Below are 13581 nucleotides of genomic sequence, written 5' to 3' on the forward strand. Positions count from 1 at the left end.
ATGAAAATCCGAGATATTATCGAAGGAAAAAAAGAGTGGAGAGCGCATATGGCGCGTGTCAAAGGACTCCCGCAAGATTATCAGATTGTTTATAAAGAGATTCAAAAATATCTCTTTAAGGTTGGCCCTGTTGAGCTTACTAACGGGACGGGGTTGCTCTCGGGAATTGTCGATCTTTTTGAAGAGGGCGCGGTCTCGGGGAAAAGCGTGCTCGAAGTTACGGGCAGTGATGTAGCGGCTTTCTGCGATGATCTAATTAAAGATTCCAAAACTTATGCGGACATTTATCAAGAATCTGTTGACCAAGAAGTTAGAAAGGCCATGAAAAAGGTTACGGATAAAACAAAATAAAAGGGGGCCTTCGGGATGGAAAACACAATTGAAGTGAAGGGTCTGCGAAAGTCATTCAAGAACACAGAAGTCCTTAAGGGTGTCGATTTTCAAGTGAGGCAAGGTGAAATTTTCGCCCTGCTTGGCTCTAACGGCGCAGGCAAAACGACGATTATTAGAATCCTCACCACATTGCTTAAACCAGATGGAGGCACCGCCACCGTAAACGGATTTGACGTTGTGTCAAAACCCAAAAATGTGCGGCAAGTGATCAGTCTGACCGGGCAATTTGCCGCTGTAGACGAGATATTGACCGGACGGGAAAATCTGATCATGATTGCCAAGCTGCGGCATCTAGATCATCCGCACCAAGTTGTGGACGATTTGCTGAGACGTTTCGGATTAACCGACGCAGCCAATCGCAAGCCATCTACGTATTCGGGTGGTATGCGCCGTAGGCTTGACATCGCCTTGAGCCTTGTGGGTAAACCGCAGATCATTTTCCTCGACGAGCCAACCACTGGGCTTGACCCAGAGGCACGTATCGAAGTATGGAAGATTGTAAAGGAACTGTCAGACAGCGGCACGACGGTATTTTTGACCACACAGTACTTAGAGGAAGCCGAGCAGCTTGCCGACCAAATATCTATTCTGCACGAGGGCAGGATTATCGCGGGCGGCACGCTCACGGAACTAAAAAAGCTGTTTCCATCCCCAAAGGTAGAGTATGTTGAAAAACAGCCAACTTTAGAGGAAATATTCCTCGCAATCATCGGTAAAAAGGAGGCCCTTTAATGGAGACAACAATAAAACATTTCTTCAGCGATATGATCGTTATGCTTGGTCGTTCCATGCGCCATATTTTCCGCAGTATGGATACCATCCTCACCGTCTGTATCACTCCGATTGCAATGATGCTGCTGTTCGTCTATGTGCTTGGTGGCGCAATCGAAACCGGTACGGAAAACTATGTGAACTACCTGTTGCCTGGCATACTGCTCATGGCTATTGCGAGTGGGGTGGCTTATGTTGCTTATCGTCTGTTTATGGATAAGCAACGGGGCATCATCGAGCGGTTCCACTCCATGCCGATTGCGCGTTCCACTGTGCTGTGGGGGCATGTGCTAACCTCGGTAGTATCCAACGTTATTTCTATTGTGGTCATCATTCTCGTAGCGCTTATTATGGGATTTCGCTCCTCGGCGGGGGTGCTCTCTTGGTTTGCCGTAGCAGGTATACTCGTGCTGTTTACGCTGGCTCTGACTTGGATCGCAGCCATTGCGGGACTGTCCGCAAAAACGATAGAAGGTGCAAGCGCTTTTTCCTATCCTCTAATCTTCCTGCCGTTCATCAGCTCGGCGTTTGTCCCGACCGAGTCGATGCCGAAAGTTGTTCGGATCTTTGCTGAAAATCAGCCGGTGACCTCAATTGTTGAAGTTATTCGCGCCCTGTTGTCAGAACAGCCAGTGGGTAATGACATATGGGCCGCCCTATCGTGGTGCGTCGGGATTATATTCGTGGCTTATATCTTTGCGGTGCGTGCATACAAAGGCAATGCAGCTTAATGGCTGTATGCATTATAATCATAGATAGGGACCTATATATCTTCGTGTTCCGAGCCAAGGACAAGAACTTGTACCGAGATCAGGAGTTTTCTTTCTTTGATTTAGTAGCAAGATAGAAGACAATTCCAAAAAGAACCCCAAAACTAATGCCCAATGGAATACTATCAAGCGCCATGAAAAAAATAACGCCAAAAACCGATCCTAAAGATACACCCGTTGCGAGAGATTTCTTATTCATAGTTAATACCTCCAAATTACTTTTTATATACTACGAATTCGAATTAAATCTGTTTCATTAAATAGTCATGGAGAGCCAATGAGGTGTAATGAAATGGAATTGAAAGATATTTTAGCGATTAAAAAAGCAACAGATAGTCTTGACTGTACGGAAACACACAAGTTGATAACGTTACGGGAGAATTACGCTATTGGTCCAAACGTTGGAAGGTCGTATGGCACGCAGCAATTGGTTCCGTAACAATATTGCGTGAGTAATCGACGCTTATATCGAGTTCGTAGAAGAATACAATGAGCTCTTAGATAAGATAGAGCAAATTCCGGAACAGGCCGAAATCATGGTTTGGGCCAGCGGCTACTAAATTAGTAACACGAACAATTGTCGAAGAACAAGAACATATTCCCATTGAAAGTCGCTATATTAGCGGCTTTTTTTGTTTATCGATACAAGTTTCGTGTCCCGAGCCAAGAAGAAAAACTTGTACCGATTGCCGAAATTGACAAATCATAGTCCGATAAATGTTTTACAAATTCGGTGATTTACCAAATCATTCTTCTTACATTCAACTTGTATCCTACTTGTGTACCAGAGAATCCGGTATGGAAGCAACCAAATTTCAGGAGGGTATACATTGTGAAAAATAGTAAACGTAAAGGGTATCAAAGCTTGATCTTCTCGCTTGTATTTATGCTTGTCATCCTGTCTGGATGCGGGGCATCAGCAAGTTCAAGCTCCAGTGAAGGCGGAATGCCAGAAGTAATCCGAATCGGTATTATGCCAAGCGAAGAGGGCGAGATGAACCGTTCTCAGGAACAGCTTGCAACAGACATTACTGAAGCAACCGGCATTCCTGCGGAAATTTTTGTAGCTGAAGATTATAACATGGTTATCGAAGCCCTGCGTGCAGGCAAAATTGAAGTTGGACTGATCGGGCCGTTTGGTTACATCATCGCTACGGAAAGAGCCAATGCCAAACTGCTTGTCCGTTCCGAAAGTGATCAACAATCGAATACAGTCATCCTTGTTCGTAAGGACTCTCCATATCAAATTGTACAGGACCTAAAAGGAAAAGATTTTTTGTTTGCCGATCCGGCATCAACATCAGGCAATCTGTACCCACGTGCCACATTAATGAAAGAGCTTGGTCTTTCCAATAAGGAACTGGATTCCTTTTTCGGCAGTGTAGCGTTCTCCGGTGGACATGACAAATCACTGCTTGCATTGGCAAACGGTAATGCAGATGGGATTGGGACGTCAAGTCTCATGGTGCCAATGATGGCAGAATCAGGACTTATTAAAGAGGAAGATTTCCGCGTGATTGCCGAATCCGATCCGATCGTCGGTGGGGCTCCACTGCTTTATCGTCAAGACTTGCCAGAGGAATTGGTTACTCAGCTGCGTGATCTTATGCTGGATTACGATACGAAAAATCCTGAATTCCTGGAAAGTGTCGGCGCAGCCCGTTTTGTAGAAGGCAGTGACAGTGACTTTGATCCAATCCGGGAAGTCGCCAAAGCACTGGATATGTCCCCTGAAGAACTGCTGAAGAAGTAGGATTCAAACTTGCGAGGAGGAGGAATTAAAATGACACTTTTACAGGTGGAAGGGTTGTCCAAGGTATATTCCGACGGAACAAAAGCTCTTGATAACTTGAACTTAACAATTAATGCTGGAGAGTTCGTTGTTGTCATTGGACCGAGCGGAGCCGGGAAGAGCACCTTGTTACGTAGCCTGAACCGAATGATCGAGCCGACAAACGGAAAGATTCAGTTTAAAGGCAGTGAAACTATGGGCATCAAGGGTAAAAAGCTCCGTGAACTCCGCCGCCATATGGGCATGATCTTTCAGGGTTATAACCTGGTCACCCACCTGTCCGTTCTTAATAACGTGCTGCATGGACGATTAGGCTACATGAATCCGCTGAAAGGGGCACTGGGTCTTTACTCAAAAGCAGATACAGAAGCCGCCAAGTTTATGCTTCACCGTGTTGGTTTACATGAACAGATGTATAAGAGGGCAGATGAACTCAGTGGAGGTCAGCAGCAGAGAGTGGGTATTGCACGTGCACTTTCTCAAAATCCGGACTTGATATTGGCAGATGAACCCATAGCCAGTCTCGACCCTGCTTCCTCAGAGACGATTATGCATTACTTGTATACGATCTGCAAAGAGGAAGGCATTGCCTGCCTGTGTAATCTGCATCAGGTAGATATCGCGAAGAAATACGCAACCCGTATCATCGGTATCCATAAAGGGTCCAAGGTATTTGACGGGACACCTGATGAACTGACGGAAGATATGATCCGGCTCATATACAACCAGACCAATCCCAAAGTGAAGGAGACAGCCTGACATGAATGCGGCTCAGTTACAATCTGCCCGAAAAATGAAACGCACACAGACGATATTGTTTTTTATCGTGCTGTTGGCTCTCATCATCTGGTCTTCCATCGGCGCAGAGTTTTCATTTGGAGCTTTGTTCGCAGGGGTAGGAGAGAGCTTCCGATTTATCTTTTTTGATTTTCTTCCACCTGATTTATCTTCACTTTCCCAGCTCATTGAACCTGCCATGCAGACCCTTTATATGAGTGTGGTGGCGATGGTCATCGGGTCGGTTGTAGCAGGAATGTTATCCTTTTTAGCAGCAGCCACGACAAGCCCTCACCCTTACCTTCAGGTATTTGTTCGTGCGGCTACATCACTGTTTCGTAACATTCCGGTAATTATCTGGACGATTCTGCTTGTTGCTGCGTTTGGACTGGGGGCTGTAGTCGGTACGATGTCGCTGATCCTGATCTCCATTGGTATGTTGACTCGTTCCTTTGCCGAAGTGCTTGAAGAAATTGACATGGGACAGGTAGAAGCGGTTCGAGCTGCTGGCGGGAGTTATTTACAAGTGTTGTCCCAAGCCGTGTTTCCACAATTCTTACCCGGGTTTATCGGTTGGAGCTTGTACAACTTCGAAATCAACGTACGCGCTTCTACAATTGTAGGTATGGTTGGAGGCGGTGGTCTCGGATTTATTTTGCAATCCAAATTGAAGTTGTTTCAGTATCAGGAAGCCAGCATGGCCGTGCTACTTGTGCTTGTTATCGTTCTTGTTGTGGAAATGATCACCAATCGCGTAAGGGAGCGAATCATATGAGTATGCGAATGAACGAAGCGAAGCCATCTTTTACGCTGTATACTTCCATACCAGAGCCACCCAAGCCGAAAAGAAACAAGCTGTTCGTGATCGGTCTGCCGCTTATTGCTGTGCTTTTTGTGTTCAGTCTCGTTCAGCTGCAGTTCGACTATTCTAAGATGGCCCAAGGCTTTACGAAACTCGGCGGTTACATGGGAACCATGTTCCCACCTGATTTCTCGGCCTGGCGCCATGTCCTGCTCGCTGCTGTAGAATCATTGCAAGTTGCTATTCTCGGATCAGTGCTGGGGATTGTCGTGGCGTTTTTTCTCTCCTTCTTGGCTGCGAGCAATTTGACACCTCATCCGTTCGTTGCCTGGATCATTCGAAGCGCGGCTTCCTTGCTTCGTGCGATTCCTACGATCGTGTGGGCCCTGATTTTTATCGTATCCGTTGGTCTTGGACCGCTTCCCGGCGTGCTTGCGATTGCCGTCTCTGCGGCAGGCATGCTTGTCAAAGTATTTGCCCAGTCACTGGAGGAAATCGACAAGGGCGTACTCGAAGCGATGCAGTCTACGGGTGCCAGCTGGCTGCAGATTGTCATGCAAGGTATTTTGCCTACCGTGAAGACAGCCTTTATTGCCTGGTGCGTGCTGCAGCTGGAAGGCGGTATTGCCGAATCCACTATTCTCGGTGCGGTTGGCGCAGGAGGTATTGGATATGAGATGACTCATGCCATGAAATCCTATAACTTTGCGGCTGCTTTGTTTGTCGGATTGGTCGTTTTCGTCATGGTATTCAGTGTGGAATTTGTGGCAAACCGATACAAAATGAAGCTAAAAATACGTCAAAACTAATTCATTCATGTGCATAACGATAAATATCACTTTGAGGAGGAATATCAATGTCAACATCTAATTCACTTTTGAAACAAGGCCCTCAAGTACAGGCTAGGTATAGCGATAATAACGGGATTACGTTAGCCTGGAATATGGAAGAGAACATGGAGGCGGAGGCAGTTTACCACTCTGTTCTACCGGAATTGATTGAATCCAACAGCACACTGCTTGATGTACAAATCGACCCGTCAGGAGCAGTATTTACGAGAACGGTGTCTCCAGGCCGAAACTATTATCATGTGAAGTTCACGAATGGGTCGATATCAACCATTAACGATCGCATGATTTACACCGATGGAGTAATTAATTTCCGTGATATGGGCGGTTATCTCACAGAAGATGGTCGTACGACTCGATGGGGAATGCTGCTGCGGTCTGCTGATCTGCATGAGCTTAGTGAGCAGGACCTGCACACGGCCACTACGCTCGGTATTGACTGGATTTGTGATCTGCGCAGTGATTTTGAAGTAGCTAGCCGTCCAAGCCCAGCCATTGGCCATGCGATCAACACGAATATTCCCTTTATGGCGGAAGCAAGTCCTGAGGAAATGCAGAAGATCGGACATGATCTGCATGCAGGCTACAAAGCGATGATCTTAAATACGGACAAATGTGCACTTATCCTAAATGAACTATTAAAAGAAGAGCGGGACACCTCCTTGTTCCACTGTGCAGCCGGGAAAGACCGGACCGGAGTTGTATGTGCAGTGATCCTTCTCACCTTGGGTGTACCGCGAGATATAGTTATTGAAGACTATGAACTGACGAATCTCGCGGTGGACGGACTCATGCAGCGCTTCCTCTCCGGAAGCAACAAGGATTATCAAAAATACATGGATCAAATGCCTGAATTTAAGGGAGTGATTCCGGAAATGATGAAAGCGGCCTTTATCCAAGCGGCACTTGAAGCAATCGACGAGAACTACGGTTCTTTTGATCAGTATCTTAAAGAGGGATTAGGCATTAGCGCCGAGCAGAGGACAGCTCTTCAAAACAAATATCTGGTTTAAAAAAATGGAGTCCAGAAACTGGGATACAGTGTCGGGCTCCTTCTTGTCACAGTCTGGTTGCGTAACTTCTCCTAAGACTGGTAATATAGGATGAAATGTGTAGATCGCATTAAAATTCAAATGAAGTCCTCATAATGAGAGAAAGGGATTATGATATGAACAAAATATCGCTTGTCGATACAGCATACATGATGCTTCGTGAGCGAATGGTTTGCGGTGAATTAATGCCCGAAACTCTGCTTTCAGAGAACGAATTGGCGGAGGAGTATCAAATGAGCCGTACACCAATCCGTCATGCCATTGCTCGCCTTGAATCAGAAGGATATGTGACTTCTCTCAAAAATCGTGGTGTATTGGTCAAGGATGTAGGGGGTAAGGAATTTCTTGATCTGATTGAACAGATTCAATCCATGCTTTTTTACTCTTTCGAAATGATGAAAAACCCGAACCGAGAGATCTACTTAAACCTTGAATCACTTGCAGCTCATGTTGAGATCCAGCGGACCGCCGAGAAAAGGAATGACTATGCCTTATACACCGAACATCATTTTCTTTTCATGCGCGAGATCGTTGAATCCTTGAACAATGGCGTAATGCTGAACACATTTGACTCCTTTCGGGATAAACTTTACATGTACTCCATCGTCCGCTTCAAGCGAACTCCGCATATCAAGCACTACAGTGCAATCGGAATTAATCGGGATACGCTGCACGCATTATCCAATAATGATTATAAGGCAGCTCAAGAGGTTGTGTTATCTCTCATTCCTATAACCAGAGAACGCATGCTTGTTACAGGGCAATTTTAATTTTGAAGTTAGTCGGTGGATTGCTAACGTCAATTCTGCTGAACTAAAAAGCAGCTGCCTTAACGGGCAGCTTATTTTGTAAGGGCGGACGGTATGGACGCCAATCTTTTTAAAAGCGTCACCCGATTAGCCATTATTGTACATATAACAGCCAAAGTCGTTCCTTAATGGATCGGCCTTTTTTCATTGGAGGAATCGAAGTGATCCGCAGCAGAAGACGTGCGATTGGATAATTTTAGTAATATTAAATGAAAACAAAATTTGCTAAAATATTGTATAGTTATTCTACCAATTTAGCCATTCTAGCGGAGGATTGATCGGAAAGTATGAAAGAGTTTTTGAGCGAGCAGTCCATTGAGGCATTTAGATCAATCATAAATCACAATCCAGATGCCACTTTTATCGTTTCGAACGAAGGAACGATCGTAGAAGTAAATGAAGGAGTTACAGAGTGTTTAGGGTTTAAAAAGAAAGAAATCATGGGTTCCTCCTACAAAGATCTCTTTTGTCAACATCAGCTTGATTTGATCAGTCAATATTTTTCGGAAGTCTTAAAGGGTGCATCCTGTCAATATGTTGCCGAAGCCCATCATAAAAATGGAGAAATTGTTTATTTGCAAATTAAACAAGTTCCTTTGTTTTTTGAAGGTAAGGTAAATGGGATCTTTGGAGTAGCTAAAAACATTACTGAGTACAGGCAGCTGCTTAAGGCTTTGAAAGAAAGCGAAGAGCGCTATCGCCTCTTAGCCGATAACTCCCTTGATCTCATCCAGTTGATCAACCTGGATGGCATTGTGGAGTATGCCTCTCCTTCTCATAAAATGGTGCTTGGCTTCGATCCAAAAGAATATATAGGTAAATGGGTATTCTACCAACCAAATGGAGATGTGGACGATAAGTTTCGTACAGTATTTATGAGTATGTTGCTTTTGAGAAAGCCGTTTACCTACGAAATAAAACGACAGCATGAACAGGGTTATCCTGTATGGCTGGAGATGAAAGGGACACCAATGTTCGACGAGGATGGTGATTTTAAAAACATGATGCTCGTGGGAAGAGAAATTACAGAGCGGAAAAAGTACCAAGTTCAACTGGAACAATTAAGTTATCATGATGCACTTACCGGTGCCCCTAACCGGAGATATCTCAATAAAATGCTCAGCGATGCTTTAAGTGCAGCAACGACAAGCGTTGGCCAGCTAGCCGTCATGTTTGCGGATCTAGACAATTTTAAACAGATCAATGATACATTAGGTCATGATGCGGGGGATGAATTGCTACGGCAATTTGTAAAGCGAGCAGGAGCTTGTCTTCAAGAACACGATGTCCTGGCCAGAATGGGTGGTGACGAATTCGTCTTTGTACTTCCTCATGTCAAATCCTCCTCAGAACTCAGCCTTTTGGCGGAAAACATCTTAGAAACATTGCAGCTCCCTTGGATACTCGACGGGAAGGAGCTCTATACAACTTCAAGCATCGGTATTGCCTTTTATGAAGAAGACGATTCAGTAAAAGAACTGCTTCAGAAAGCAGATGCAGCACTTTATCTTGCCAAAGCGGAAGGCAAAAATACATATCGCATCTACTCATTCCGTGACTTATCAATGCGCTGAAACTGAAAAAATGATATACCTGCTACAACAGCGTAATACTTGTTAGACGGCGATTGAGTAGCATAATTAATCCATTGTGAAGTCGACCAATTCATTGGTTGACTTCTTTTTTTCTATTGCGCGGTCAGAATTTGTGGACCTTCAGCTGTGATGGCGATTGTGTGCTCGTATTGAGCGGCAAGCTTGTTGTCCATCGTCCGTGCGGTCCAGCCGTCAGAAACAAGTGTCATAAAGTAGGTGCCTTCGGTGATCATGGGCTCAATCGTGAACACCATACCCTCCTTGATACGGAGGCCTTTTCCGGGATTTCCTACATGCATATATGTTGGCTCCTCGTGCAGGTCACGGCTGATGCCATGGGCTAGAAGGTCACGCACGACACCGAAGCCGTGCGACTCCGCATGCCGTTGAATCGTGCTTATTACATCGCCGAGTCGTTTGCCGGGCTGCGCCTGTTTGATGCCCAGGTCAAGACATCCCTTTGTGAAGCGCATCAACTTCTCGGCCATCGGTGAGATTTGCCCAACCGCATAGCTCTAGGCCGAATCGCCGAGCCAGCCGTCTAGCTCCGCGACCGTGTCGATCGTCACAATATCGCCTTCCTCAAGTGGTTTATTGCTAGGCAAGCAATGTGCGATTACGTCGTTGACGGAGGCACAGGTCGCATATGGATAGCCCTTGTTTCCCTTTTCGTATGGCTTAGCACCGTGCTTCAAAATAATGTCCTCGAATATGCGCTCAATCTCATTGGTTGTAATGCCCGGTTTGATGAGTGGGGCAATTGTACGATGGCATTCGGAATTGGCGGCATAGTAGTGGACCCCACAGCAACCGACCAGAACGGCAAGCATATGGTCGACGCTGTCGTTGAAAAGAAGAATTAGGCCGCAATAATAAAGTTGTAGACCGGACGCAAGCGTTAAGCTAACTGGAAACATTAGATCAATAAAATGAAGAAGGCAGCGGACTAACGTGATCGGCTGCTTTTGTTCATTTAACGGACAGATTAGTTCGAAGTAATAGGATAAATGTCGGGGGACAAGAACAGGGTCCGGTTACCAATCAGCGTATAACTAATCGGTTCTTCTCTCCATAAATTCATTGAGCTAACGAGAAAGATAGTTCATATAGGGTGGAGGGGTATAAAAAGATGTTGACTAAATATAGGGTAGGGGGGTATATTATTTAACAAGAGGTCAACGAGACCTGAGGAACTGGCCTCGAGAGTACAGCCCATCGTTTAGGTCAAACTAAACCAAAAAATTACCCACAAGAAGGGACGAAATAAGATGAAAAACATTGTATTGAACGTACAAGGTATGAGCTGCCAACATTGTGTAAACTCCATCGAAGGTGCTCTGAAAGAAATTGGAGTGAGTGGCAAGGTGAATCTCAGTGATGATTCGGTTGAAGCGACGTATGATGAAAATCAAGTTTCCTTGGAGCAAATTAAAGAAGTTATTGAAGAACAAGGCTACGAAGTAGCGTAAGTAATGGACGATGAGAGGAGTGAGTTATTGTGGCAACAACAGCGGCTCAGACGAAACAGTCGAGTATACAAATTACAGGTATGACCTGTGCAGCTTGTGCAAACAAAATCGAAAAAGGCCTCGGCAAAATGGACGGGGTAACATCAGCGAATGTTAACTTCGCTTTGGAAAAAGCAAGTGTAACGTATGATCCCACGAAAGTGGAAATGAAAGAACTTGAGGAAAAAATCAAAAAACTTGGATATGGTTCCGTTTCAGAGGTTGCGCAATTCAATCTTGAAGGCATGACCTGTGCAGCATGTGCGAACAAAATTGAAAAAGGGCTGAATAAGCTGCCCGGCGTGACTAACGCTACAGTAAACTTCGCCATGGAAACGGCCCGAGTTGAATTTTCTCCTGGTGAAGTTTCCATCGAAGACATGAAAAACAGGGTGAATAAACTGGGTTATACGGCGATCGTCAAACAAGACGGTACCAGTAATGGTGCAAGTGACCATCGTGCTAAAGAACTGAGTAATCAAAAACGAAAATTACTGATTTCGGCGATTCTTTCCTTGCCTCTGTTGTGGACTATGGTAGGTCACTTCTCGTTCACTTCATGGATCTATGTGCCGGAATTGTTTATGAATCCGTGGTTCCAACTAATCCTGGCTACACCAGTACAATTTTATATTGGTAGACAGTTCTATATGGGTGCGTATAAGGCTCTCCGAAACAGGAGTGCCAACATGGATGTGTTGGTATCACTTGGTACCTCTGCAGCCTACTTCTATAGTTTGTATTTAACCATTCAATGGTCGAGTATGGTTGAAGGGATGCCTCATGGTCCATCCCTCTATTATGAAACGAGTGCGGTACTTATTACATTGGTTCTTATGGGTAAATTGTTTGAATCACTTGCGAAAGGCCGAACATCAGAGGCAATTAAATCACTGATGAGTCTGCAGGCGAAGACGGCATTAGTAGTTCGGGATGGCAAAGAACTTACCATTCCAGTGGATGAAGTCATTGTAGGAGATGTTGTCCTTATTCGCCCAGGCGATAAAGTTCCTGTAGACGGAGAGGTGTTGGAAGGGAGCTCATCTGTAGATGAATCCATGCTTACGGGTGAAAGCCTTCCAGTAGAGAAAAAAGTCGGAGATGCTGTGATTGGAGCTACGATTAATAAAAACGGTATTCTTCGGATCAAAGCAACCAAAGTAGGTAAAGAAACTGCTCTTGCACAAATTATTAAGGTTGTTGAAGAAGCTCAGGGATCAAAAGCACCAATTCAGCGGGTAGCCGATGTGATCTCGGGCATATTCGTCCCGATCGTTGTAGGGATTGCAATAGTTGCTTTTGTGGTTTGGTACTTCTGGGTTACACCAGGTGATTTTGCAGGTTCGTTAGAAAAAGCAATTGCGATTCTTGTTATCGCATGTCCTTGTGCACTTGGACTTGCAACCCCAACATCCATTATGGCAGGGTCTGGTCGTTCGGCTGAACTAGGGGTGTTGTTCAAAGGCGGGGAGCATCTGGAGCAGACGCATAAAATTGATGCGATCCTTCTGGATAAAACGGGTACTATTACAAAAGGTAAACCTGAAATGACTGACGTCGTTGCTCTTGGCAATGAGAATGAATTCCTGAAACTTGTTGGAGCTGCAGAGAAAAACTCTGAGCATCCACTTGCAGAAGCAATCGTTGTGGGCATCCAGGAACGAAATATCGAACTACCAGGAACTCAATCCTTTGAAGCATTTCCGGGTTTCGGAATCCAGGCAATGGTTGAAGGTAAACAACTGCTCGTGGGTACACGTCGACTGATGGAAAAGTATAATATCGATGCAAAAGCAGCTTATCATTCGATGTCACGTTTGGAAGAAGCGGGCAAAACTGCGATGCTGGTTGCCATTGATGGGCAGTATGCAGGTATGGTCGCTGTAGCAGACACGATTAAAGAAACTTCGAAAGCTGCAGTGAGCCGTCTGAAAGAAATGGGCATTCAGGTCATTATGATTACAGGTGACAATGAACGGACGGCAAAAGCCATCGCTGCTCAAGTAGGTATTGACCACGTTCGTGCAGAGGTCTTACCTGAAGGAAAAGCGGAAGAAGTGAAAAAACTGCAATCACAAGGTAAAAAAGTGGCCATGGTTGGCGATGGTATCAATGATGCACCCGCTTTGGCAACTGCAGATATTGGTATGGCGATTGGTACGGGGACAGATGTAGCCATGGAAGCAGCTGATGTAACACTCATGCGCGGCGATCTATCCAGTATTCCTGATGCTATCTACATGAGTCGCAAGACCATGCGCAACATTAAGCAAAACTTGTTCTGGGCACTTGGTTACAACACCTTAGGCATTCCTATTGCAGCTATCGGTCTGTTAGCACCATGGGTTGCAGGCGCAGCGATGGCCTTGAGTTCGGTATCGGTCGTTCTGAACGCCCTGCGATTGCAACGCGTAAAAGTACGTCACTAGTCAGGAACTAGAATAGGAGCGAACATAATGATGAG

13 protein-coding genes and 1 pseudogene are annotated in these 13581 nt (G+C 45.2%); 12 read left to right on the forward strand and 2 right to left on the reverse strand.

Annotated features, from left to right (window positions below):
* The 3 genes from MHB43_RS17350 to MHB43_RS17360 are packed head-to-tail and all read left to right on the forward strand — an operon-like array spanning nt 1 to nt 1895.
* A complete protein-coding gene (locus MHB43_RS17350; RefSeq protein WP_405117601.1) occupies nt 1-351 on the forward strand; it encodes a DUF1048 domain-containing protein in 351 nt (116 codons plus the stop codon).
* Nucleotides 352-366: 15 nt separating this feature from the next.
* Complete coding sequence (locus MHB43_RS17355; protein WP_405117602.1) at nt 367-1125, forward strand: ABC transporter ATP-binding protein; 759 nt, start codon at nt 367-369, stop codon at nt 1123-1125.
* Nucleotides 1125-1895, forward strand: coding sequence for an ABC transporter permease (locus MHB43_RS17360; protein WP_405117603.1), 771 nt, complete (start codon nt 1125-1127; stop codon nt 1893-1895). Before MHB43_RS17355 ends, MHB43_RS17360 begins: the two co-directional genes overlap by 1 nt.
* Before the next feature lie 79 nt (nt 1896-1974).
* On the opposite strand, the gene MHB43_RS17365 is transcribed toward MHB43_RS17360, so the two are convergent.
* Entirely contained in the window at nt 1975-2133 is a 159-nt protein-coding gene (locus MHB43_RS17365) for a hypothetical protein (protein WP_237175144.1), read from the reverse strand.
* A 633-nt stretch (nt 2134-2766) separates the two neighbouring features.
* Between MHB43_RS17365 and MHB43_RS17370 the strand changes: the two genes are divergently transcribed.
* The 7 genes from MHB43_RS17370 to MHB43_RS17400 all read left to right on the forward strand — a co-directional run bounded on the left by MHB43_RS17370 (nt 2767) and on the right by MHB43_RS17400 (nt 9588).
* Nucleotides 2767-3687 (forward strand): phosphate/phosphite/phosphonate ABC transporter substrate-binding protein, encoded by a 921-nt coding sequence (locus tag MHB43_RS17370; protein WP_405117604.1) that lies wholly within the window; start codon nt 2767-2769, stop codon nt 3685-3687.
* Between the two features lie 30 nt (nt 3688-3717).
* The gene (phnC, locus tag MHB43_RS17375) at nt 3718-4485 is read left to right on the forward strand and encodes a phosphonate ABC transporter ATP-binding protein (RefSeq protein WP_405117605.1); all 768 of its coding nucleotides are present in this window, start codon (nt 3718-3720) and stop codon (nt 4483-4485) included.
* Nucleotide 4486: 1 nt separating this feature from the next.
* Nucleotides 4487-5278, forward strand: coding sequence for a phosphonate ABC transporter, permease protein PhnE (phnE, locus tag MHB43_RS17380; RefSeq protein ID WP_076216831.1), 792 nt, complete (start codon nt 4487-4489; stop codon nt 5276-5278).
* Nucleotides 5275-6114 (forward strand): phosphonate ABC transporter, permease protein PhnE, encoded by an 840-nt coding sequence (gene phnE / locus MHB43_RS17385; protein WP_405117606.1) that lies wholly within the window; start codon nt 5275-5277, stop codon nt 6112-6114. The genes phnE (MHB43_RS17380) and phnE (MHB43_RS17385) overlap by 4 nt, the downstream gene beginning before the upstream one ends.
* A gap of 47 nt (nt 6115-6161) precedes the next feature.
* Nucleotides 6162-7166 carry a tyrosine-protein phosphatase gene (locus MHB43_RS17390; RefSeq protein ID WP_405117607.1) on the forward strand — a complete coding sequence of 335 codons (1005 nt, stop codon included), beginning with the start codon at nt 6162-6164 and terminating at the stop codon, nt 7164-7166.
* Between the two features lie 155 nt (nt 7167-7321).
* On the forward strand, nt 7322-7975 hold the full coding sequence (locus MHB43_RS17395; RefSeq protein WP_237175141.1) for a GntR family transcriptional regulator: 654 nt from the start codon (nt 7322-7324) through the stop codon (nt 7973-7975).
* Nucleotides 7976-8301: 326 nt separating this feature from the next.
* Entirely contained in the window at nt 8302-9588 is a 1287-nt protein-coding gene (locus tag MHB43_RS17400) for a diguanylate cyclase domain-containing protein (RefSeq protein WP_405117608.1), read from the forward strand.
* Between the two features lie 113 nt (nt 9589-9701).
* Here MHB43_RS17400 and map read toward each other — a convergent pair.
* Nucleotides 9702-10439: pseudogene (map, locus tag MHB43_RS17405) on the reverse strand (type I methionyl aminopeptidase).
* A 438-nt stretch (nt 10440-10877) separates the two neighbouring features.
* On the opposite strand from map, the gene MHB43_RS17410 reads away from it, so the two are divergent.
* Together MHB43_RS17410 and MHB43_RS17415 are read left to right on the forward strand one after the other, a co-directional pair.
* Nucleotides 10878-11078, forward strand: coding sequence for a cation transporter (locus tag MHB43_RS17410; protein ID WP_047843207.1), 201 nt, complete (start codon nt 10878-10880; stop codon nt 11076-11078).
* 29 nt (nt 11079-11107) lie between these two features.
* Entirely contained in the window at nt 11108-13546 is a 2439-nt protein-coding gene (locus MHB43_RS17415) for a heavy metal translocating P-type ATPase (protein ID WP_405117609.1), read from the forward strand.
* Nucleotides 13547-13581: the final 35 nt, after the last annotated feature.

The organism is Paenibacillus sp. FSL H8-0317, assembly GCF_045040685.1.
Taxonomy (GTDB): Bacteria; Bacillota; Bacilli; order Paenibacillales; family Paenibacillaceae; genus Paenibacillus.